This window comes from Butyricimonas sp. RTP31003st1_G1_RTP31003_210430, assembly GCF_040920905.1.
Classification (GTDB): Bacteria; Bacteroidota; Bacteroidia; order Bacteroidales; family Marinifilaceae; genus Butyricimonas; species Butyricimonas paravirosa.
The window spans coordinates 62,535-86,762 of the sequence record NZ_JBCOSQ010000001.1; the positions used below are offsets into that span (position 1 = coordinate 62,535).

General features: G+C 42.0%; 17 protein-coding genes and 1 tRNA gene. 14 read left to right on the top strand and 4 right to left on the bottom strand.

Going from position 1 to position 24,228, the window contains the following annotated elements; all coding sequences use genetic code 11:
- Positions 1 to 16: 16 nt before the first annotated feature.
- The 4 genes from AB5542_RS00230 (at position 17) to AB5542_RS00245 (ending at position 7,804) form a co-directional block, all read left to right on the top strand.
- On the top strand, positions 17 to 1,165 hold the full coding sequence (locus tag AB5542_RS00230; RefSeq protein ID WP_279038644.1) for a FecR family protein: 1,149 nt from the start codon (positions 17 to 19) through the stop codon (positions 1,163 to 1,165).
- 98 nt (positions 1,166 to 1,263) lie between these two features.
- Positions 1,264 to 4,857: a SusC/RagA family TonB-linked outer membrane protein gene (locus AB5542_RS00235; RefSeq protein WP_279038643.1), complete on the top strand. Its 3,594-nt coding sequence runs from the start codon at positions 1,264 to 1,266 to the stop codon at positions 4,855 to 4,857.
- 9 nt (positions 4,858 to 4,866) lie between these two features.
- Positions 4,867 to 6,357: a RagB/SusD family nutrient uptake outer membrane protein gene (locus tag AB5542_RS00240; protein WP_279038642.1), complete on the top strand. Its 1,491-nt coding sequence runs from the start codon at positions 4,867 to 4,869 to the stop codon at positions 6,355 to 6,357.
- 19 nt (positions 6,358 to 6,376) lie between these two features.
- On the top strand, positions 6,377 to 7,804 hold the full coding sequence (locus tag AB5542_RS00245) for a TlpA family protein disulfide reductase (protein WP_279038641.1): 1,428 nt from the start codon (positions 6,377 to 6,379) through the stop codon (positions 7,802 to 7,804).
- Positions 7,805 to 7,858: 54 nt separating this feature from the next.
- On the opposite strand, the gene AB5542_RS00250 is transcribed toward AB5542_RS00245, so the two are convergent.
- Together AB5542_RS00250 and AB5542_RS00255 are read right to left on the bottom strand one after the other, a co-directional pair.
- Positions 7,859 to 8,950 carry a bifunctional 3-deoxy-7-phosphoheptulonate synthase/chorismate mutase type II gene (locus AB5542_RS00250; RefSeq protein ID WP_279038640.1) on the bottom strand — a complete coding sequence of 364 codons (1,092 nt, stop codon included), beginning with the start codon at positions 8,948 to 8,950 and terminating at the stop codon, positions 7,859 to 7,861.
- A gap of 273 nt (positions 8,951 to 9,223) precedes the next feature.
- Positions 9,224 to 10,675 carry a tryptophanase gene (locus tag AB5542_RS00255; protein ID WP_279038639.1) on the bottom strand — a complete coding sequence of 484 codons (1,452 nt, stop codon included), beginning with the start codon at positions 10,673 to 10,675 and terminating at the stop codon, positions 9,224 to 9,226.
- 414 nt (positions 10,676 to 11,089) lie between these two features.
- On the opposite strand from AB5542_RS00255, the gene polA reads away from it, so the two are divergent.
- From polA to AB5542_RS00290, 7 genes are all read left to right on the top strand, one after another.
- Complete coding sequence (gene polA, locus AB5542_RS00260; protein WP_279038652.1) at positions 11,090 to 13,789, top strand: DNA polymerase I; 2,700 nt, start codon at positions 11,090 to 11,092, stop codon at positions 13,787 to 13,789.
- A 15-nt stretch (positions 13,790 to 13,804) separates the two neighbouring features.
- Positions 13,805 to 14,617, top strand: a complete 813-nt coding sequence (locus tag AB5542_RS00265; protein ID WP_118305226.1) for a DUF4271 domain-containing protein — start codon at positions 13,805 to 13,807, stop codon at positions 14,615 to 14,617.
- Positions 14,618 to 14,653: 36 nt separating this feature from the next.
- Entirely contained in the window at positions 14,654 to 15,418 is a 765-nt protein-coding gene (locus AB5542_RS00270) for a uroporphyrinogen-III synthase (protein WP_027202147.1), read from the top strand.
- Between the two features lie 4 nt (positions 15,419 to 15,422).
- Complete coding sequence (gene rnpA, locus AB5542_RS00275; RefSeq protein WP_118305227.1) at positions 15,423 to 15,893, top strand: ribonuclease P protein component; 471 nt, start codon at positions 15,423 to 15,425, stop codon at positions 15,891 to 15,893.
- The gene (gene yidD, locus AB5542_RS00280; RefSeq protein ID WP_106481061.1) at positions 15,853 to 16,074 is read left to right on the top strand and encodes a membrane protein insertion efficiency factor YidD; all 222 of its coding nucleotides are present in this window, start codon (positions 15,853 to 15,855) and stop codon (positions 16,072 to 16,074) included. The genes rnpA and yidD overlap by 41 nt, the downstream gene beginning before the upstream one ends.
- Positions 16,075 to 16,132: 58 nt before the next feature.
- Positions 16,133 to 17,782 (top strand): S41 family peptidase, encoded by a 1,650-nt coding sequence (locus AB5542_RS00285; RefSeq protein ID WP_270544937.1) that lies wholly within the window; start codon positions 16,133 to 16,135, stop codon positions 17,780 to 17,782.
- Positions 17,783 to 17,851: 69 nt separating this feature from the next.
- A tRNA-Gln gene (locus AB5542_RS00290) sits at positions 17,852 to 17,922 on the top strand.
- 598 nt (positions 17,923 to 18,520) lie between these two features.
- Here the strand turns inward: AB5542_RS00290 and AB5542_RS00295 are convergent.
- A complete protein-coding gene (locus AB5542_RS00295; protein ID WP_279038637.1) occupies positions 18,521 to 19,432 on the bottom strand; it encodes a helix-turn-helix domain-containing protein in 912 nt (303 codons plus the stop codon).
- Between the two features lie 9 nt (positions 19,433 to 19,441).
- On the bottom strand, positions 19,442 to 20,110 hold the full coding sequence (locus tag AB5542_RS00300) for a YczE/YyaS/YitT family protein (RefSeq protein ID WP_087419246.1): 669 nt from the start codon (positions 20,108 to 20,110) through the stop codon (positions 19,442 to 19,444).
- Between the two features lie 169 nt (positions 20,111 to 20,279).
- Between AB5542_RS00300 and AB5542_RS00305 the strand changes: the two genes are divergently transcribed.
- The 3 genes from AB5542_RS00305 to AB5542_RS00315 are packed head-to-tail and all read left to right on the top strand — an operon-like array spanning position 20,280 to position 24,225.
- On the top strand, positions 20,280 to 21,584 hold the full coding sequence (locus AB5542_RS00305) for a TolC family protein (RefSeq protein WP_279038636.1): 1,305 nt from the start codon (positions 20,280 to 20,282) through the stop codon (positions 21,582 to 21,584).
- 23 nt (positions 21,585 to 21,607) lie between these two features.
- A complete protein-coding gene (locus AB5542_RS00310; RefSeq protein WP_279038635.1) occupies positions 21,608 to 22,642 on the top strand; it encodes an HlyD family secretion protein in 1,035 nt (344 codons plus the stop codon).
- A 5-nt stretch (positions 22,643 to 22,647) separates the two neighbouring features.
- Positions 22,648 to 24,225, top strand: coding sequence for a hypothetical protein (locus AB5542_RS00315; RefSeq protein ID WP_279038634.1), 1,578 nt, complete (start codon positions 22,648 to 22,650; stop codon positions 24,223 to 24,225).
- The last annotated feature ends 3 nt before the right edge of the window (positions 24,226 to 24,228 follow it).

Here is a 24,228-nt window from a genome sequence, read left to right on the forward strand (position 1 = left end):
CAAATAAACTCAAAAAATGGACTCGATAGATTGGATTATTATTAATAAAAGTCTTGATGGATCATTAAATGATCAGGAATCGGAAATACTATCAGAATGGTTAGCCGAGTCGGCTGAGCATCGTGCATTATATCAGAAAATAAAAGCATATGATTCGTATTCACTCAGTGATGAGAAATTTGAACAATGGAGGTCAGAATATACAAATGTACTATCCCGATTAAAACAGCATCGGAATAGGAGATTCATTCGTCGGAAAATTCTTGTATCAACTTCGGTGGCGGCTGTTTTTGCTCTTGTTGCCTTATTTACCTTGTTTTTAAATCATCCGGAGCCGGGATCTGTAAACTTGAATGAAAGTGGCGAACATTCGAAAGTTCAACTACAACTTGCAAATGGTAACTGGCTAGATCTGGATACGATTAAAGAGAATCGTTTGACGGGAATGGATCATGTGAATGTTTCATCCAGTGACAAAACATTGACATATCAACGTGCTGATAGCTTGCGGCAAATGGAGTATAATATATTGAAAACGGAAAGGGGAGGAGAATGGAACGTGACGCTTGAAGATGGAACTCGGGTTTATTTAAATTCTTCGTCAACATTGAAATACCCTGTTTCGTTTGCAGGTGGAAGTCGGCAAGTATTTCTTGAAGGAGAGGCCTATTTTGAAGTAACGCATAATCCGAATAAACCATTCATTGTTAAAACAAATGATATGAATATTTTAGTTCGGGGAACCTCTTTCAATATAAATGCCTACCCGGATTATAAAATTGTCAGGACGACACTCGTTAATGGAAAAATTGACGTGGAATGTTCCGGTAATACCCATACGATTCTCCCGGGTCAACAAATTGTTTTTGAGAAAGAGACGAGATCAGTAAAGATACAGGAAGTTGACACTGAATTATATACATCCTGGAAAAATGGTTTTTATAAATTCAATGAAACGAGACTTGAAGATATATTAGCGATGCTGTCATTGTGGTATGATGTGGACGTGGTCTATGCAGATGAATCAGTTAAAGACTTGTGTTTCACGAGTTCAGGCAAGATGGCTCGTTACGACAATCTCATGAATCTGCTTAAAAAATTCGAATATACCAATAATGTTACATTTGAACTGAATGGTAAGAAATTAACCGTCAGGAAAAAATAAACTTGCTAAGGTTGCATCCTTAGCAAGCTAAACCTGCAAAATAGCTTAAATGGTAGTGAGACTATTTTGCTAAGTAGTAATAATTAAAAAACAAAGTTATGAAAAAAAAGCGAACCAAGAAAAGGTTGACGGATGAATTGAGTGTCCGGAGATTTTTAATTAAAATGAAATTGCCACTTTTTTTATTGATGATTTTATTTTTATCAGTAAATACAGTTGCTTTTTCCCAGACAGCTAAAATTTCAGTTAATTTCACGGAAACTCCACTTTCAGAAGTTTTTGCAGAATTGGGAAAACAGGCTAAAATGGTTTTCTTGTACGACCATAAATTGGTTGAATCTAAAGGAAAAGTTTCTGTAAAGGCTGATAATCAGGAATTAGAAAAAGTATTAAAAGAATTTTTACCTGCATTGGGATTGACTTATGTTTTCGAAGATAGCGTTGTTGTTATTCGGAAAGCTCCTGTTGATCGTCCCTTGAAAGCGGTGAGAATGATTACAGGTGTGGTAACGGATGAAACCGGGCAACCCTTACCGGGTGTTCACGTTGTTATTAAAGGTTCACATAAAGGTGTTGCAACGGATGTTAACGGGAAGTTTAATGTTGCAGTTGAAGATGGTACGAAACCGGTATTTGTTCTTTCGTTTGTGGGGATGGAGCCACAGGAATTGAAAGTTTCGGAAAAAGATAACTATAAAGTTGTCTTAACTGCTAAATTGCAAAAATTTGATGATGTAATAGTGACTGGTTACCAGACTATTTCCAGGGAAAGAAGTGCGGGTTCATATTCGAGGGTTTCAGGTGAAGAAGTGTCCAAAAAAGCGAATCTAACGGGGAATATTCTTGAAACTCTTGAGGGACTTACTCCCGGATTAAGCGTGAATTACGGAACGGGAGAAGACAAATTCCTGATCCGGGGAACCACTTCGATCAACTCGTCAACCGAACCACTTATCGTGGTTGATGGGGTTGCATTAGAGGAAGGAAATATTGAAGAACTTATAAACAGTAACGATATAGAGAGCGTGACCTTCCTTAAAGATGCGACTTCTGCTTCAATTTGGGGGGCGAGAGCCGCAAATGGGGTAATCGTGATAACTACGAAATCGGGGAAAACCGGGGATCATCGTTTAAAAATCACTTATGATGGTTCATTTACCTACAAGGGACTTCCTGATTTTGGATATAGGGGACTTATGAGTAGTGAACAGATCATCCAATCTGCAAAGGAGATTTTTGATCCGGAAGCTTATCCGTGGGCTACGGTAACAACCAAAAATGGGGGAGCTTTGGTCTATCCGCATGAAATACCGTTATATCAGTATGCTAATGGTGAGATAGATGAGATTGAACGAGATCGGCAGCTTGATGCATTAGCCAAGTTGAATAATCGTTCACAAATTGAAAAATATTTATTGCAGCCGGCTTTATTCACGAAACATACGGTATCATTTTCGGGTGCAGCCAATGATATTTATTCCATCTATGGATCGGTTGGTTACGAGTACAACCAAAGTACCGAACGGGCGAATACCAACAAGATCATGCTCAATTTTAAGCATAATATACAGTTGAAAAAATGGTTGAAAATTGACTTGACAACGAATCTTTCCGTGCAGAATGTAAAAACAGGTCTCATGCCGGCATACACGAATGAAAATACGATTTTACCTTATGAGATGTTGGCAGATGAAGAAGGGAACCCAATTGACCATTCCCACACGGTTTTTTATAAAGATTATCAAGATGAGCTTGAAACAAAGAGTCTTCTTGATTTGAGTTATGTCCCCTTGGATGATATGAAAGAAGGGTTTAATAAGTCAAAATCAGTGAATGGCCGTGTAAATTTGGGAATAGCTATCAATTTGATCAAGGGATTAAAATATGAGGGACGTTTCCAGTACCAGCAAAATTATAGCAAGAGCGAGTTATTTTACAGTCAAAATTCGTCGCTAGTCAGAATAGAGTTAGCAAGATACACAAAACCGGCTAATCCGCCTTCTACCACGGCTCCGACTTATTATCTTCCCACTACCGGAGGCCGATATACCCTTGCTAATATTGACGGGATGAACTGGACGATTCGAAATCAGTTCAATTATGACCGTGTTTTCGGTAAGGATAAGCAACAAATAACGGCGATTGCCGGTATGGAAATACAGTCGGGAGTATCTACGTCCAATTCGAATACACGACGGGGATATGATCCGCAATCGCAAACTTACCAAGCGTATGACGAAAAGGAACTTGCCACAAATGGAGTTTCAGGTGCCGTGTATAGTAATTTCGGAACACCCCGTAATACATTGGTAACGAAAATGTTTTCCCAAAGTGAAACGGAAAAACGGTTTGTTTCTTTTTATTCGAATGTTGCCTATACTTACAATAGCAAATATACTTTAAACGGCAGTATTCGAGTGGATCAGTCAAATTTATACGGAAGTGATCCTAGTGTCCAGTTTAAACCCATTTGGTCTGTTGGTGTGGCTTGGAACTTGAAGAGGGAAAGTTTTATGGATCAGGTTGATTTCCTGAATCGTCTGGATTTCCGGTTTAGTTATGGTTTGGGAGGAAATTCCCCTAAACCGGGTAAAGGAGGCCCTTATAATCTGTTGAATGCAAAGGCCAGTACGATGTTTGCAGGATTGGGTATAGGTTATGACATCATGTATCCGGCAAATGATAAGATTCATTGGGAAAGAACTCGGACTATAAATGGCGGGGTAGATGTGGCCATGTTCAATAATCGGATTACCGCATCAATAGACGTGTACCATAAATTGACAACAGAATTGTTAGCAACAAAGCCGACCGATCAGACGCTGGGGTGGGAGAGTTTTTATACTAATTTCGGAGATATGAAAAATCAGGGATTTGAAGTATCTCTTAGGACGAAGAATATTTTTACACGAAATTTTAGTTGGTCAACCGTACTGACAATGACGAATAACCGTAATAAAGTTCTGAAACTCAATCTTGATGGTGCAATGACCGCGGGTAAAAAAGTGTACATGGACTATATTGAAGGTTATGCAGGTAATAGCTTGTTTGCGTATCGGTGGGCAGGTTTGAGTGAGGAAGGAAACCCTCAGGTTTACAACGCAGAAGGACAAATAATCAGTGATTATCAAGATGAATCTTTGACCGAGGATGCCGTGAAGTTTATGGGTGTTACTCAGCCGAAATGGTATGGTGCATTAACGAACAACTTTTCTTACAAGGGGTTTGATTTTTCGTTTATGCTTGTGTATAATTTTGGTCACAAAATGCGTCGTGATGTAAATAATTTTTGGTACGGGCGACTGGCACGTAATGTAAGTAAGAAGTTTTTGGACCGTTGGCGGGAACCCGGTGATGAGAAATACACGGATGTGCCGAAATATGTTTCTAAAACGGTTGAAAATAAAACGAAGTCACGGGACATTACTTTTTACGAATTAGCGGATATTAATGTCTTGGATGCATCTTATGTTAAGTTACGGGATGTTACATTATCCTACTCTCTGCCTAAAAGTTTGTGTGATAAACTATTCATGGATAGAATAACGTTACGGGCACAAGCCTCTAATTTATTCTTGATAGCGGCAAATAATGATGGGATAGACCCTGAATATCACCATTACAGAAGTGGCTTACGCGGGACAAAATACGGTCCGTCGTGGTCATTTGGGCTTACTATTAATTTTAAATAAGGTTGACCTATGAAATGTAATCATGTATATCACGGATTGGCAACTATATTGAGTGTTGTCTTGTTGCTTGGAGGTTGTAAGGATTTCCTTGATGTAAAACCTAAAGGAAAGGATATTCCCGAAACAATTGAACACTATAACGGAATGTTCAATAGTACAAATCTGACTTCTGTAACCTATTCTCAAGTAACGGAACTCGGGACGAAATTAGGTGTGAGTACCCTGTATAATATTTTTATGGGGGATGAACTTACGGCGACACAAACTTCGGTTTCTGAACTTGATTTCAAGATGAATCAGGCATATCAGTGGGAGGGGAAAATTTTCGGTGAAGAGGATGATGTTTGTGAATGGGCAACAATGTACCAGCAAATCTACACGTTCAATGTTATCATTAATAATGTGATGGATGCATCGGGTGGGACGAATAAACGAAAGCTGGAACTTCAAGCTGAAGCACGGGTAAATAGGGCTTTTAGATATCTGATTCTTGCCCAGTATTTTGGAAAACCATATAATGAATCAACGGCGAATTCGGATTTATGTGTTCCCCTTGTTGTTGAGGATGATATGAATTTGAAAAATCTGAAACGGAGTACAGTTCAGGAAGTTTATGATTTCATCATTAAAGAATTGGAAGAATCTTGTCCCGATTTGGTGGAATCAACGAATCATCCATTACGAATTTATCAATGTGCAGGATGGTTTTTCTTGGGTAGGGCTTACTGGGTTAAAGGAGATTATGAGAATGCAAGAATTGCCTTAGAGAAAGCACTTAAATCTTCTGAAATAAACACCACGGGTATCACTCTGTGGGATTATAATCAAATGTTGAGTGAATGGGGATATAATTCCGCTAAGCCATACGCATGGACTTCCGGTTTCCCGGCTAATAATACGGGAGCCAATAAAGAGGTTGTTTACAACTATCAGTATTCAATCTCTTCTATTTCCAGTGCAACGGGCCAACCTAAATTATTTATAAAGGAAAAATATATGGATATGTACGGGCAAGATGATCTTCGAAGAAACTTTTTTTCGAATAAAACGAGGACCGGGGCTGCTATGGAGGGATATAGAAGATTACCTTGCAGGACTGTCTTTAATTTAGGGGTTGAAATGCCAGACCTATATTTAATGCTAGTAGAGTGTCAGGCTCGTTCTATGGATCAGGCTTTGCAGAATGAGGCCCGGATAAATCTTGAAGAATTCCGGCGTCATAGAATGTCTCAAGAGGCTGCGGTGATTCCTGCCGATATAACTTCTCAGGAAAAACTAATCCGCTTTGTCGTGGAAGAACGGTTGCGGGAATATATGATGACCGGAATACGTTGGTTTGATATGAGAAGATTATGGAATGATCCGCTTTTTCAAGATTGGAAGGCTGAATATACACATACAGATGGGGAAAGTACTTATGCGCTGACAGAAGATCGGCTTGTTTATCAAATTCCACCGAAAATACTTGTATTTAATAATGATTGGCAAAATAATAAATAACAATAAAATATTGATGAGGATGAAAAAACTAATTTTATTAAGCATTATATTGCTTGGAGTGTTCACCGTGAATGCACAGGTGATTAAAGGAAAATTTAATGATTATCAGGGCGAAACGATAAAAATTAATATTGGAGGTTGTGATCGGGAGGCCCTTAAAATAGGAAGTGACGGATCGTTTGTATTTAACCCGGTGATCAGGTATGAAGGACAAAAGTTTACTATAAATATGCCTGATGAAACCCGGATTCCCGTGTTAGTAGGTAAAGGGGAAGAAGTCCGGTTGGAAGTATCAAAAGATAAGGATGGAAATACAATAGCAAAATTTGCAGGGGATAGGACGGATATTAATACCTATTTATTTGTTCATGCGAATCAGTTATCTGGATTGAAAGGAGCTAGAGGACAGAAATTTACCACGTTTAAAGAGTATTCGGCAAATTTGGATCGTTTGGATAAAAAATTGGATCAATTATTGAATAAAATTAAGGGAGATCAGGATCTTGTCGAGGAGTATCGGGTGGAAAAGAATGTGGATATTATTTCGGCTAAAATTGGATTTGGAAGGGGTGACGAAAAACTGACTCTTACGGACGCTGACTACATAAAATTTATGAAGTCAATGGATGTGAATGATAGTATCACTTTTAGAAAAGATCCTCGCAAAGCCTCATTAGGTTATACGGGAGTGGTGGAAAGGCGAATATCTTGGGAGGCAAGAAACAGGGCTACCGCTCAAGATGATCCAGCTAAATCATTTATTAGAAAGTTATTGATCCTTGATGAACTGGTAAGTAATCAAGAGATTAAAAATAGTGTTTCTCACTATTATGCCATTATGTTTTATATGGGAGGGGGAAATGCTCATGCGAGAGAGTTCGTTGAAACTTTTAATAAAATAAATACAGACCCGGAACATCTTGCTTTTGTGAAAGCACGACCATTACCATCAAAGGATAATAATCTTGAGGCTGGATCGGTAGCTAAGGATTTTGAAATGCGTGATCGTGATGGTAATCTGGTGAAACTCTCAGATTTTAAGGGAAAACTTGTTTATATGGATATTTGGGCTACATGGTGTGGGCCGTGTGTGGAAGAGATTCCTAACATGGAAAAATTATACCAACACTATAAAGATGATCCACGGGTTCTATTGGTGAGTGTATCAGTGGATAGTAAAAAGAACCTTTGGGAGAAAAAATTAGATGAAGACAAACCCCAATGGCCGCAATATATAGTTGATGGAGCTTTAAAGGATAAATTGTACAATGAATACATAATAACCGGTATACCTCGTTTTATGATGTTTGATAGTGAAGGTAAAATTATCACGATCAATGCGATGAGACCTTCTAACGGTAAACTGATTCCGTTTATAGAGGAACAATTGTCCAAACCGAAAGAGATAAAAGGTCCCGGTGGTATGAAAATGATTAAACTGAAGTAATCTGAGATTAATATAAACTATTACCCCTTAAGAGTGTATAAACTTTTAAGGGGTTTATTCGTTCATAATATCTGTTTGTCTATCGATAGAGGCTTGGTGGATAGCTTTGAACACGCGCTCCACGAGTTCTTCACTCAAATTATTCTTGCGGGCCTCTTCAAGAACACGGGTTAGGATTTTTTCCCAGCGATCCGGTTGGAGAATGGTAATATTGTTTTGTTTTTTATACGTCCCGATCTCTTCAATAATTTTCATCCGGTTGGTAAGGACTTCCATGATCGTGTTATCCAGAGTATCTATTTTTTCCCGGAGTTCTTCGATGATTAAGGTATTATTTGAGTTGTTAGGATGTTCTTCCCGGATGATCAGATGGGATAGAATTTGATTTAATTGATCGGGGGTAATTTGTTGAAAAGCATCACTTAATGCACAATCCGGATTCACGTGCGACTCGATGATTAATCCATCGAATCCCAGGTCCATTGCTTTCTGGGATATTTCCTGAATATATTCCCGATGGCCGCTGATGTGGCTGGGGTCACAGAAAAGCGGTAGATTCTTGATGCGTCGCTTTAATTCAATCGGTATTTGCCATTGAGGCATATTACGATAGCGAGTGCTGTTATAGGATGAAAAACCGCGATGAATAGCTCCTAATTTTGTAATACCACACAAATAGAGACGTTCAAAAGCACCGATCCATAGTTCTATGTCCGGGTTTACCGGATTCTTGACGAGAACCGGAATATCAACTCCTTTTAATGATTCCGCAATTTCTTGAACGGCAAACGGGTTTGCCGTGGAACGGGCGCCAATCCATACCATATTCATCCCGTATTTCAGTGCGACTTCCACGTGATGGGCATTAGCAACTTCCGTGGAAATTTTCATTCCCAGTTCCTTTTGGATATTTTGTAGCCAAGGCAATCCTTTTACTCCGACTCCTTCAAAACAATTCGGACGGGTCCTAGGTTTCCATATTCCGGCTCGTAAAACTTCTATTCCATTGTTTTTCAGTTTAGTTGCCGTGTTAAAGAGTTGCTCTTCACTCTCAGCACTGCAAGGACCCGCGATCATTAACGGACGTTCTTGGCGGGTGAACAGATTCCATTCGGAATAGGATTGTATTTCTAATGGCTTGGTCATTTTAACTACAAAATTAAAATTCAAAGATATTCTTTTCTTTTCTAAAAATGGAGCTATCCCTTTACTTTTTGGATAGCTCCCGGCGGATGATGTATTTCAACAGAACGTTCCGTGTTTAAAACTGAATTTAGATTCTTTTTTAGTAGAAGTCTTTTTACTTGTTTGTTTTGAAATTGATAGGCGATTTTGCGTATTCTTGTTTCCTTTTTGAAGATTTGATTTTTTTGTTTTCATAATTGTATTTTATTTAATGGGTTATATAATATTATTTCATTAAAGACTTTCTCCGAAATCTTCTTTAAATTTGGCTAGAAGACGTAGCGGCCATCCGGAGGTAGGAGTTAATGTCCCCATGAAAAAACGTAGAACCGGGGGTTCATACACGAAACGTAGTCCTCCGATCAGGTGGCGGTTATCAAATAACCATTGCATCCGGTCACTCACGTATTTGATTTGCGATAGCGTGAACACCCGCCGGGGTAGGGCAAGGCGCAGTAATTCCAGATCGGAGGGAATTTCGTTTCCTTGCTCGTCTCTCACGCTGGAAATCGTGCCTCTTTCCATTCCCCGAATACCCGAAATGAGGTAAAAGGCCGCGGCTAAAGCTCCGGCAGGGTATTCCGATTGAGGGATGTGCTTGCAGAAAGACATGGCGTCCACGTGGCATCCCAGTACACCGGCAGGGGTAACAATAGGAATTCCTTTTTGTTGTAGGTCATTCACGAGGAACGCGATAGAATCCGGGCTTTGTCGGATGATGGTTTCATCTTGTGTTTCGTAGAGACCTACAGCCATGGCCTCAATTTCCCGGACCGATATTCCCCCGTAAGTGAGAAAACCTTCAAAAAGAGGGATAAGGGTTTCCATCTTCGCGTATAACGTCCGGTTATTCGTGCAAATACCCCCGCCCCGGGAAGAACTGAGTTTTCTAGCAGAAAAGTAAACCAAGTCGGCCAGTCCCGTAATAGTTTTCAGTATCTCGGCGAGAGAGGCATTTTTCCATTCTTTTTCCCGTTGTTTCACGAGAAAGGCATTTTCACCTAATAGGCTGGCATCCAGCACTAGTATGATTCCGTGTCGGTCGGCAATTTCCCGGACTTGTTGAAGATTATGGATAGAAAAAGGTTGGCCCCCGATTAAATTCGTGGAGGCCTCCATCCGGATAAATGGGATATTTTCGGAGCCGTGATCTTGAATGCATTTTTCCAGTTTATGGATGTCTATATTTCCTTTAAACGGGTTTGTTGACTGAATTTCCAAGGCATCGTCACAAAGAAGTTCCGCGATCTTTCCCCCGTTTTCCGTGATATGGGCGAGGGCCGTCGTGAAGTGGTAATTCATCGGCACTATTTGTCCCGGTTTGATAAAAGTACGGCAAATGATGTTTTCTGCCGCTCTTCCCTGATGTACCGGGAGTAGAAATTCTTTTCCAAGTACATCCTGCACGGCTTTCAACAGGCGGGTGAAACTTTGCGATCCGGCGTAAGCGTCATCGGCACGAAACATGGCGGCCACTTGGTTATCACTCATGGCGTTTGTTCCACTATCCGTGAGCATATCCAGAAACACATCGTTCGTATTTAGCTTGAAGGTATTGAACCCGGATTCCTGCAAAGCTTTCAGGCGTCGTTCCACGGGTACGAGATGTAGTTTTTGAACGACCCGGACTTTATGTAGTTCCAGGGGTATGTTCTCTCCGCTGTAAAATTGAATGTTGTTTGTCATGATTTATGGATTTAAATTAAAAAACCCGGCTGGGATCAGCCGGGTTGAATGAATATAATACGTGTTACTTACATTTTTACAGGTAATACAAGGTCATCCCAGCTGTTGTTGAGGTAATAATAATAGTAGTAATAATAACGACCTGTATGTGAAAAAATAGTATTCATGTCTATGGTTTTAAATAAAAAAGGCCCCGAAATTCGGGGCCTGTATATTTTATATGATCACAATATTCCCCCTTTACTTTTCCGGAAAGTAATAATAGAAATAGTAATATGAGGTGTACATCGTGTTCATTTTCTTTTCATTGTTCGGGACAAATATAGGTATTCTGAAATATAAAACAAATAAGTAAGCAGAAAAGTTAGGAGAAAAAGTCTAACTTTGTGTGGATTAATTTGAAAAGGAAAGATGATGACTAACGAGGAGAAAAAATTGTACTTGCTGGATGCTTATGCGTTGATTTACCGTTCATATTATGCGTTTATCAATAATCCCCGGATCACGACGACGGGAATAAATACATCGGCCACTTTCGGTTTTTTTAATTTTTTACTGGAATTGCTTGAATTGGAAAAACCGACTCATCTGGCAGTAGTTTTTGACCCGGAAGGTCCTACTTTCCGTCATGAAATGTACCCTCCCTACAAGGCCCAGCGTCCCCCGATGCCGGAGGATCTGAAAAAGTCGGTTCCTTATATTAAAAGTATTATTGAAGGATTAGGCATTAAATCTATTGTTGTCAGCGGGTTTGAGGCGGACGACGTGATCGGTACGCTGGCTAAGCGGGGAGAGAAAGAAGGGTTTCAGGTATATATGATCACGCCGGATAAAGATTACGCCCAGTTGGTCAGCGAACGAGTGTTCATGTATAAACCGGGGCGTGCCGGAAATAAATCTGAAGTGTGGGGTATTCCGGAAGTATTGGATCATTTCGGGATCGAGCGGGTGGAACAGGTGATCGATATTCTTGGTTTGATGGGTGACACGGCGGATAACGTGCCGGGATGTGATGGTGTCGGACCGAAAAGTGCTGCCACATTGATTTATAAATATGGAAGTATAGAAGGGGTATATCAACATATAGATGAACTGAAAGGCAAACAAAAAGAGCGCTTGTTGTGTTGTCAGGATACTGTCTTTTTATCAAAGGAACTGGTGACAATCAACACGGAAGTACCCACGGATGTAAATGCTGAAGATTTGGCATTGGGTGAGATTCAAGACGATGTGTTAAAGCCGATCTTCAATGAATTGGAGCTTTTCTCTCTGGCAAAGCGAGTGTTCATGATAGAACACGAGGAAAATTTGGTAGAAACCATTCACCCGGAAGAAGTCGATTACCAGGAAATCACTACCGTGGCGGAACGGGATGAATTACTTCAGAAGTTGAGTGAGGCCCCGGAATACGTGCTGAACGTGATCTTTGGAGATGGCACGATTTATAACTCTTATCCGGACTATCTCTGTTTTTCAACAGCCGTTAATACTGCCTGTTATCTGCGGTTACCTTCAGCAAAGGATAAGGCCGAGGACGTGATTCGTTTATTTAAACCTATTCTTGAAGATCAGAACAAAGTTTTGATTTCGAATGACGTGAAGGACGATATTATTTGGTTAAGAAGAGCCGGGGTAGAGATTCTAAATAAAATATTTGATGTCAAGATTGCACATTACGTTCTACAACCGGATAGTTCCCACGAACTGGAACGTGTTGCTTTGGAAATGCTGAATTATCGTTTGATAAAAGGAGATAATACCGAGAATCCTCAATTATCCTTATTTCCCGATGAAGGAGCTAAGAAAGACAAGGATTTCGCCGAACGTACGGATATATTATTCCGCTTGAAAGGAAAACTGGAAGAGGCTTTACAGGAAGTCGGGCTTTATAAGCTGTACGAAGAAATTGAAATGCCCTTGGTATCTGTTCTGGCCGATATGGAGTACGAGGGTGTGTCCATTGATAAGGTGGCACTGGATGAGCTATCCGAGGATTTGAAAATAAGAATTGCGGAGACAGAGAAAATCATATATGAAATGGCCGGTAAAGAATTCAATATTAGCTCTCCCAAGCAGTTGGGCGAGATTTTGTTCGACCAGATGAATATTGATCCCGGCAACAAGAAAACCAAAACAGGCCAATACAGTACATCCGAACAGGTGTTGTCAAAATTAGAAGATGCACACCCGATTGTAGGACATATACTTAATTACCGGGGATTAAAGAAATTGTTGACCACGTATGCGGAGGCTTTACCCACGTATATTGATCCGGCAACCGGAAAGATTCACACGCATTTTAACCAAGCGGAGGCGGCAACCGGAAGATTGAGTAGCTTGAATCCGAACTTGCAAAATATACCTATCCGGACAGCCGAAGGTCGGAACATTCGGAAAGCTTTTATCACGGGAGATCCGGATTATGGGTTCTTCTCGGCCGACTATTCTCAGGTAGAGTTAAGATTGATGGCACATTTAAGTGGTACGCCGGAGCTGATCAATGCTTTCCTGAAAGGGGAAGACGTCCATGCTGCAACGGCATCTAAAATTTATCATGTGCCTTTGGACGAGGTGACCCCGGAGATGAGACGACGGGCGAAAACGGCTAATTTCGGGATTATTTACGGTATTTCGGCTTGGGGATTGGCGGAACGGCTGAAAATTTCCCGGAAAGAGGGTAAGGAACTGATTGAAGGCTATTTTGCCCTTTATCCCGGAGTGAAACGTTATATGGAGGAATCCGTGGAGAAAGCTCGGAAAAAAGGGTACGTGGAGACGATCATGGGCCGCCGTCGTTATCTGAGAGATATAAATTCCCGGAACGCGGTTGTACGGGGGGTTGCCGAGCGAAACGCGGTAAACGCTCCTATCCAGGGATCGGCAGCCGATATTATTAAGAAAGCGATGATATGTATTCATCAGAAATTAAAAGAACGGGGATTACGTTCCAAGATGATTTTGCAGGTGCATGACGAGTTGAACTTCAAATGTCATCACGAGGAAATCGAGGAATTGAAGAATCTCGTGGTGGATTGCATGGAACACGTCGTGAGCTTAGCGGTGCCTTTAACCGTGGGTACGGGCTACGGGAAAAGCTGGTACGAGGCACATTAATGTTAGAATATAAAGATGTTGTTGGGAATGTTGGACGAGCAAATAGATTCAGTTATAACGGATAGTATCGTGCCGGTGTCGGATTCTGTGGTGTTTCCGGCCTCTTTGTTAAGAGAAACGGTCTCTTGGAAACCTTTCTTACCTTTTGACACGCTGACGAATCAGGTGGAATTAGTGGACGGAATTCCTTTGAGCGGGGAGAAAATGAATATTGAATTTATTTCCAGTATTCTGATTTACACGGTCGTGTATCTCGTTTTTATCGCTTTGTTGCGCCTGCGAGGAAGAGGTTTCCTCACTACTGTATATACCTATTTTTTCAACCGGAAAAGAGGGGCCAGTTTACAATCGGAAGGCGGGATTCCGAACTACTTCTTCGTTTTCTTGTCGGTTAGCCTTTCTTTTTCAATCTTGTCCATGTTGATGGCTTTTTTAATCGATCCTCCCTTTGTATTCTTTAATGCCTTAATCTATTTTCTGATCATCTTCGGTTACTATTTTTTAGTCTTGGGACTTGTGCGGCTTTTCGGGTGGGCATTTAATAGAAGGCATTGTGCATCGGAGATCATCTTGAATTTGCGCACAAGTGCGATCGTGTTGGGATTATCCATATCCCCGTTCGTGCTGGCCTTGTTTTACGTGCAAACTTCGGCGATAAATATGTTATTATATGTCATTTTAGGGCTTGGTATCATTATTCTGGTTTTCAGATTTATAAGATTGATTAAAATATTATATGGATATAGAGTTTCAATTTTGTATATGATTTTGTACCTTTGTGGGCTTGAAATATTGCCGATTCTTGTCTTGTACAAGCTATTGGAATAAGTTAGAGAAGTTAGTGTAATTTTAAAACAGAAGAAGTTGAAAATAAAGAAGATACTAGTTTCGCAGCCAAAGCCGACAACCGAGAAATCTCCGTATTTTGATTTGGCAGAAGAATTTGGATTGAAATTAGAATTCAAATCATTTATAAAGGTAGAAGGTGTCACGGCAAAAGAATTTCGTCAAGAAAGGATAAATATTCTTGATTTTACCGGGATCGTTTTCACCAGTCGTACGGCTATCGACCATTTCTTCCGGATCTGTACTGAAATGAGGGTAACCGTTCCCGACACGATGAAGTATTTCTGTATATCAGAGGCTATTGCTTTCTATCTTCAGAAATATATCGTGTACCGTAAGAGAAAAATCTTCTACGGGGACAAGAAAGTCGAGGATATGACGAAAATTCTGTTAAAGCATAAGACCGAAAACTTCCTAGTTCCGGTTTCCGACGTGCATAAAGAAAATATCCCCGCTTTGATGGATGAACTACACCTGAAGTACACGAAATCCGTATTCTATAAAACCGTGTCCAGTGATGTAGCCTCTGAAATTCCGGATTTGAAAGAGTATGATATATTGGCATTCTACACTCCGGCCGGTATCAAGTCATTGTTCCACAACTACCCGAATTTTGAACAGGGTTCGACAATTATCGCGGCCTTCGGGGAGGCGACAGCCGAGGCGGTTGAGGAGGCCGGGTTGAGGCTTGATATAAAAGCCCCCACGGAAAAAGCCCCTTCGATGACCATGGCGCTGGAACAGTTCATTAAGGCTTACAACAAAGAAAATAAATCAAAATAGGAAAATGGACATCAAACGATGTCCATTTTTTGTATGTTTGCACTCGTATATGGATGAAACGATAAAATACACGTTTTGCAAGGAAGAACGGCTATGCCGGAAGGGGGGATTCGAGGAACTTCTGTCCTCGGGTTATAGTTTCGTGTCTTATCCGTTACGAGTGGTAATCCGGTTATACCCGAGGGAAGAAAAAGATTTCCCGGCTCGAATAGCCGTGAGCGTTTCTAAAAGGCGTTTCAAACGAGCCGTGAAACGTAACCGGGTAAAACGTTTGATTCGGGAGACCTATCGTCTGAATAAAAATATATTGTACTCTTATATCCCGGAGGATAAAACGATGGATATATTGTTCATATATTTGCATGACGAAATTTTTGAATATGGTAAAATCGAAAAAGCGATAACCGGTGCTATTAAAAAAATTAGGAGCTATATTGAAAAAGATAGTGGTGGGGATATTGCTGATACCTATTAAATTTTATCAGTTATGCATTTCCCCCTGGACACCCCCGAGTTGCCGCTATACCCCGACGTGTTCACAATACGCGGTGGAGGCGTTACGGAAACACGGTCCGGTAAAAGGATTATACCTTGCGATAAAACGGATATGTTCCTGCCATCCATGGGGAGGTTCGGGCTACGATCCGGTGCCGTGAAATTTGTTATTTTGTTGGATATATACTATTTTCGCTAGATTGTTATTAAAATAAGATTATGAGAAAAAATACACGTGTAATTATCTTCATTTCGGGAGTCTTGTTACTGGCTTTCGGGATGCTTGGCTTGAAGGAAGACGATAAAAGATTCCAGATTAGTAAGGGATTGGATATTTTTGCCACGCTTTTCCGGGACGTGAATCTTTTTTACGTGGATGACGTGCAGCCGGAGAAAATGGTGCAGGACGGGATTGACGCCATGTTGAAGAAACTGGACCCCTACACGGTTTATTACCCGGAAACTAAGTTGGATGAGTTCAAGATGATGACAACGGGCGAATACGCCGGGATCGGTTCCGTGATCGGTATGAAGGATGATTACGTGGTGATCCGCGAACCCTATAAGGGATCTCCTTCTTACAAGGCCGGGTTACTTCCGGGTGATTTAATTCTGGCTGTTGACGGGGAAAATATGAAGGGAAAGAATGTCGAGTACGTGAGTTCCCGTCTGAAAGGACAACCCGGTAAAGAGGTGGTCCTTAAACTGCAACGTGTCGGGGAAGAAAAGCCTTTGGAGAAGCGGGTTCTTCGGGAGGTCGTACAGGTTCCCAGTGTTCCTTACTACGGGATGCTGAATAACGAGATTGGGTACATCTATTTTACCGGTTTTACGGATAAGGCTGCCGACGATGTGAGAAGTGCGATCATGGATTTGAAAAACCGGGGAGCGCAGTCCCTTGTTCTTGATCTTCGCGGTAACGGGGGAGGATTGCTGGATCAGGCGGTGGAGATTGCCAATTTCTTCCTGCCCAAAGGTTCCTTGATTGTAAGCACGAAAGGAAAGATGAAACAATGGGATAAGGAATATCGCACGACGAGAAATCCCTTGTTGCCGGATATGAAACTGGCCGTGCTGATTGATCGGGCATCTGCCTCAGCCTCGGAGATCCTTTCCGGTTCTTTGCAGGATTACGATCGGGCGGTTGTAATCGGTGAACGTTCATTCGGTAAGGGATTGGTGCAGACAACCCGTGATCTGGTCTATAACACGAAATTAAAGGTAACTACGGCGAAATATTATATCCCTAGCGGACGCTGTATTCAAGCAGTAGATTATTCCCACCGTAATCCGGATGGTAGCGTGGGTACGATTCCCGATTCTTTAATGAAACCCTTTAAAACGAAAGCAGGGAGAACTGTGTATGACGGTGGTGGTATTACGCCGGACGTGAAGATTGAACCGGAGAAATACGCTAAAGTAACCCAGGAACTGGTGTTACAGGATATGATCTTTGATTTTGTCAATGAATACGCGGCAACTCATCCCACGATTGCAGCTCCTTCTGAATTTGTTTTGTCGGATGAATTGTTCAACGAGTTCAAGGAATACTTGAAAAAGCGTGAATTTGAATACGAGACAGCCTCCCAGCTTGTTCTGGAAAGATTGGTAAAGGCGACTCAAGACGAGAAATACTATGATCAAGTATCCAGCCAGGTAGAGCAATTGAAGAATAGTCTCGGACACTCTATCGATCGGGATTTGGATGTTTTCAAGAAAGAGATTTCCGATATATTGTCCGACCAGTTGATGGAACGTTATTATATGCAAGAGGGTGTGATCGAGTATCATATCCGTAATGACAAGGATATAGCTAAGGCGTTGGAGGTTTTGTCGAACAACGAAGAGTATCAAAAAATATTGAAGTAGCATGAAAAAATAGATAGTAGTTTTTTGAAATCCCAAAAAACTACTATCTTTGCACCGCAATAAAACAATTGCCCTATTGTGTAATGGTAGCACTACAGATTCTGGTTCTGTCTGTCTGGGTTCGAATCCTAGTGGGGCAACAACATGAAGAAAACCCTTATAGTTGGAAAACTGTGAGGGTTTGTTTTTTTAATGAAATTTGTTGATTATCAGTGCTGTTACTTCTCTTTTCTATTTTGTCTGAATGATTTGTGATATTAGGATTAAGGGATAATTTGATGTAGTTCTAGTATCATTTTAGGTATCATTTCCCCGTTTTGCCAATAAATTCAGGTATCATGTTAATGTATTTATTGTTAGTGTTTTACGAGTGAATATTATGATAATGAACGAGTGTGCCTCATTTTTCTTATGTATGTTTGGAAGGAATAAGTGAGGATTATACTTGTTTGTGCTAAGGTTTATTCTGAATTTGTAATTAATAGATAATGACTAACGGATGACTACCGAATATAATATTTTTATTACATTTTATAAATACTTTATGAACCTTATTACATATAAGGTTCATATAAGGTTACTATAAGGTATCTATAAGGTTCATGACGGTAGTGATCAAGTATTGTTCAATTGATGACAATGTAATTAGAACTGAATTTCTTATCATTTAGCTGTTAATTTTCACATAGTTACGGTCCTATTATGTTTGAAATTTCTCTTTTTTGAAGAAACTATTTTTTACTTTTTGGATTTCACCATCACGTTTCTGAATTCTAGGGGTGAAATGCCGGCCCATCTTTTGAAAAACTTACTGAAGGAGGCTTGATCTGAGAAATGTAACTCGGTGGCGATTTGTTGGATGGAAAATTCGGATAAGGCGAGAAGGTTACGGGCCTCGCTGTACAACATTTCGCAAATGAAATTATTCACGGTGCGACCGGTTTGTGCTTTGATGATAGAAGTCAAGTATTGGGGCGTGATATTCATTTGCCGGGCATAAAAAGGAACGGAATGTTCCGTTTTGTAATGGAGCATGAGTAACGAGATAAACTTCCGTAATATATTGGCGTATCGGGTTTGTGGGACTCTTTCAGTAACTTCATTTATTCCTTTGTTATCCAATATATTGTCTATTTCCAGATAATAGCGGGTTAGGGCGTTCTGGATCATTTCCAACTGATAGGAATGTTTCGTCCGGAAAAGTTGAATCCGGAGGTCTTCCATGGTGGAGGCTAGTAGGTGTTTCTCTTCCTCAGAAATTTGCACGATCGGGTAGTGGTACATATTCATCCCGTGGGTAATTCGGTGTTGGATGTTGAGAATGGGTAGGCGATCGATGAAATTCTTACGGGAACAGAGGCACAGGCATTGAAAATCACGGCTTACTTGACGAAAATTTGTGAGGTGCAGTGGGGACAGGATGCACAATGAATGAGCGTCAATTGGGTATTCCACGCTATCGACCAAAAGCGTGGCTCTTCCCGATAGCACCAGCATATAGGAAAAGGCATTCAGGTAAACGGATTTATTTCCGAACAGGAGGAATTTAGGGCCGATATCAGAGGTGAACACGGTGATCTCCCCCTTGTAGGATTCACCTTTTTTGAAGGTCTCGATTTCTTGGATGTTGACAATATTGTAAGACTCCATGCTGAAGGGTTATCTTATGATGATGGAGCGAAGTTTGTGTAATGTTTTTTGTGTCATGATTTTTTGGTTCAGAAAGCTTACCAGATAACCCGTTATGCAGGCCGCGATGATGGAACCTTCCCGCACACCTTCTACACGTTGGCTCAAGATGAGGGAAAGGATGACGGCTGACGTGACTAGGGTAACGTCGAAGTACACTTTGAATTTTCCGAATTCTTTGTTACAACTGCGGGAGGCATATTTTACGAATCCCTCGGCACTCATCATGGCAACATGGGGTTTTATTTCGAGGACAACACCGATGGATTGCACGAGGCAGCCAACGAGTAGCAAGGCGATGGACATCCCGTAATTCGAGGGGTGTACACCATTTGTCAAAAGCATATTCAGATCGATAAATGCCGAGAATATGAAAGAAAAAGGTAACTGGAGTAAAATCTCGATGATGTCCCGTTTACTTTTATTATTCCGGATTAGCCAGAATTGCCCGATGATCAATAGCATATTGATGATGAACGTGCAGGTTCCCAAGGATAGAGAGCTGTTCAGGCTCAATACGTAGTTTACACTGGAAATAGGAGTGGTGCCTAGTGCCGAACGGATGATTAATACGATTCCCGCGGCTAGAAAATACAATCCGATAACGAATATCAAATACTTTTTTAAAAGTTCCTTCATAGTTAATTCTCCCTTTGTAAAAAACGCACGAAGATACTGTTTTTCGATGAAAATAGGAATAATTGCGGGTCGGTAGTTTCAAATAAAACAAATTCTCTCGGTTTTCGAACATCCGATTGTTGTGGCTTTTTTAGGAATTTTGCAGCGTCTTAAAGAAAGAGAATGCAAGATGAATAGGAAGAAAATTGTGACAGGACTATTGTGTATGGCCGGTCTGTTACCGGTTTGTGCGCAACAAAGGGTTTTGAGCGTGGATGAAATGTTTCGTTTGGCCGACACGAATAGTCGGAGTATCCGCTCGCATCGCTTGGCTGTTGATGAAACAAAACAGGGGATAAAAACGGCTAAAAGTGATAAACTGCCTTCTATCGAGGCAAATTTATCGTTCAGTTATATCGGGAACGGCTGGATGACGGATCGGGATTTTTCTGACGGGCAGAAGGCCTCAATGCCGCATTACGGGAATAATTTCGCGATTAAAGCGACACAGGTGGTATATGCCGGGGGAGCTATCAACCGTAGTATTCAATTGAGCGAGTTGCAACAACAGGTGGCAGAACTGGAATTACAGGATAACCGCCAGGAGGTGCGGTTTCTGTTGGTGGGGTATTACTTGGAACTTTACCAGTTGTATAACCAACAAGAGGTCTACGAGAAAAATATCGAGCAAACCCGCTTGTTGGTGAAAGAGATTCAAGCTGCCTTTCAACAGGGGACGGCCTTGAAGAGCGATATTACCCGTTATGAACTTCAATTACAGAATCTGGAGCAGGGGTTGACGAATACCCGGAACCGGATTAAAATTTTGAACCGTCAGTTGACCACGACGATCGGTCTGGCCCCGGAGACGGTTATTTTGCCCGATACGACCGTGTTAGCAAGGAATATCGAGAGGCGGGATGAGTTGTCCTGGCAGGGAATGAAAAATGAATCTCCACGTTTGAAATTGGCAGATTTGGGGGTAGAGATGAGTAAGAAACAACAGGATTTGGTACGTGCCGGGCGTAGGCCGAATATCGGACTCGTGGCCGCGAATAATTTTGACGGACCGATATTGATTGAGGTACCACCGATTGACAAGAATTTTAATTATTGGTATGTCGGGATCGGTATCTCGTACAAGTTTGACGCTCTTTTCAAGAATAATAAAAAGTTGAAGCAAGCCCGGATTGCTACCCGGAAGGCGGAAGAGGATCGGTTACTGGCGGATGAACAGGTCTCTAACGGGATTCATGCCGCATGGGTTGAACTGGACGAGGCTTATTCCCGGTTACGTACACGGGAGAAGAGCGTGCAACTGGCTCACGAAAATTATGATGTGGTGCATTACCGTTACCTGAACGGGTTGTCCTTGGTGACGGATATGCTGGATGCCAGTAATATCCAGTTAAGTAGCGAGTTGGAGTTGACGAATGCCCGGATCGGTATTCTGTATCAGTATTATTTGTTGAAGAGAACAATCGGTAGTTTATAATTATTTTAATTGATATTTCAGTTATGAGTACAAGTAGAAAGAAATTGATTCCTAACGTGGTTTTAATCCTTGTTATTGTTGTCGGTATTTGTTGGGTAGCCAGTCGTTTTATTCATTTGGGACGGGTGGAATACACGAATAATGCCCAGGTGAAACAACATATTACCCCGATAAATACCCGTGTACAGGGATTTATCAAGAAGATATATTTTGAAGAGTACCAGCGTGTGCGTAAAGGTGATACCTTGGTGGTGATTGAGGATGCCGAGTATTGCCTGCGGTTGGCACAGGCGGAGGCGGATTACCGGAACGCGCTGGTCGGGATGGATGCGATGCACACGACGGTTCATGCGGCGCAGAGTAATGTTCTGGTGACGGATGCCGGGATCGAGGAAGCACGGGTGAGATTGGCGAATGCGGAGAAAGACTACGAGCGTTACAAGGAGTTGTTGAAACAGGAGGCGGTTACCGTGCAGCAATTTGATCAAGTGAAGACTGAGTTCGAGGCGACAAAGGCCCGCTACGAGCAAATCCTTCGTCAGAGACAGGCGGTTTCACTGGTGAAACAGGAACAAACGCAGCGTTTGGAACAGAACGAGGCGAATATCAAGCTTGCCGAGGCCGCGTTGAATTTGGCTCGACTGAATCTTTCGTACACGGTGATTCTGGCCACGACCGATGGGGTGACCGGGCGTAAGAATATACACGAGGGGGAACTCGTGCAACCGGGGCAGACGATGGTTAATCTCGTGGATGTGACCGAGAAATGGGTGATCGCGAATTACAAGGAGACGCAGACGACTCGCATGGAGGAAGGGCAGATGGTGGAGATCGAGGTGGATGCTATTCCGGGAGTAAGGTTTGAGGGGCGTGTCGCGTCAATTTCGGAGGCCACGGGAGCTTCTTTTGCGCTGATTCCGCAGGATAATTCTGCCGGAAATTTCGTGAAGGTGGAACAACGTATCCCGGTTCGTATTGAATTCACGGGGACGAATAGACCGGAGGATATGAACCGCTTGCGTGCCGGGATGAACGTGGAATGTAAGGTTAATTACTAGAGAAGATGTCTGCACCGAATATACCGACACGTATCATGATGTTCCGGGATTTTGTCCCGGATCGGGTACGTGTGTTTCTTTGTTTGTTTTTTGCCGTGACCTTTCAATTTAGTGGGGGAATTTATTTGGCATCCGTTTCGCAGATGGTTGGGTCGCTGGCGTTGATGCAGGAGGATATTATGATGGCCGGTTATGCCTCGTTCGTGGGGACAACGGTTGTTTTTCCTATTCTTTTTCGCTTGAAGTTTCGTTTCACGTCCCGGTCGATTTTCTTGATGGTCTGCCCGGCGTTGATTGTTTGTAACTTGATCACGATGAGTACGGGGAGTCTCCCGGTGCTGGTCGGGGTTTGCTTTATTGCCGGGATGTTGCGTATGTGGGGGACGTTCGAGTGTTTGTCGAGCGTGCAACTCAGTATCACGCCGACCCGTAATTTCGCGGTGTTCTTTCCGGTCGTGTATCTTATCGTGTTGGGAAGTATCCAGTTGTCGGGGTTGGTGACTGTTTATTTAGGCTATTGGGCTGACTGGCGATATATGCATGGGTTGATTATTGGGTTATTGCTTGTCGTTTGGTTGTGCGCGGTTCTGTTTACCCGCCATTTCCGGTTTATGAAAGCTTTGCCGTTGTACGGGATAGATTGGTTGGGCGGTATTTTGTGGGCGATCTTTCTTTTGGCGTTGGCTTTCGTTTTTGAATATGGTAAGTTTTATGATTGGTTGTATTCTCCTTATATCCGTTCGGGGATCGTGGTGGCGGTCGTGGCGTTGTTGTTGAATATTAACCGGATGCACACGTTGCGACATCCTTATATCACGAAGGAGGCGCTGGGGTATCGGAATATGGGGGCGATATTGCTTGCCTTTTTGGTTCTCTGTTGTTTGCAGACGACGCCAACCATTCTACAAAATATATTTACCGGGAGTATTTTGAAATATGATGTGCTGAATTCGGTATCTCTGAACTGGTGGAACCTGTTGGGAATCGTTTTGGGAGCTTTGGCAGTTTATTACTGGCACGCCCGCTTGCATGGGGGCTACAAAAGGGCCGTGTTTACCGGGTTCGCACTGATCGTGATATACCAGTGTTTCATGTATTTTCTGGTCGATCCGCGGATGAATATTGAATGGCTTTACCTGCCGACGTTGTTAAGAGGGGCGGGGTACGTGATGATTTATATATCGTTGACGGTTTATATCTCAGGATTCGTGCCGTTCCAGCACTTCTTTCAAGTGTTGTCTTTGCTGGGGTTCGTGCGGACTGGGTTCGGTTCGGCATTCGGAAGTGCGATTTATGGGCGGGTGATGCAACACGTTCTGCCGGGGAACTATCAGTTGTTGGCTGCCGATCTGGATGCGGTGAATCCTGTTGCCACTCATATCCCGACGGGACAGCTCTATGGCGAGACGATGAGGCAGGTGATGTTGGTCAGCGTGAAGGAACTCTATGGCTGGACGTGTATTATCGGAATTTTCTTTTTGCTGATGCTTTTGAGTTACAGGTATCTGAATCGGAACACGGTGGGACGTTTGCCCGGAATGAGGCAGATTAAGCGAGTGATGAAACGGGATGTCAGTTATTAGTTG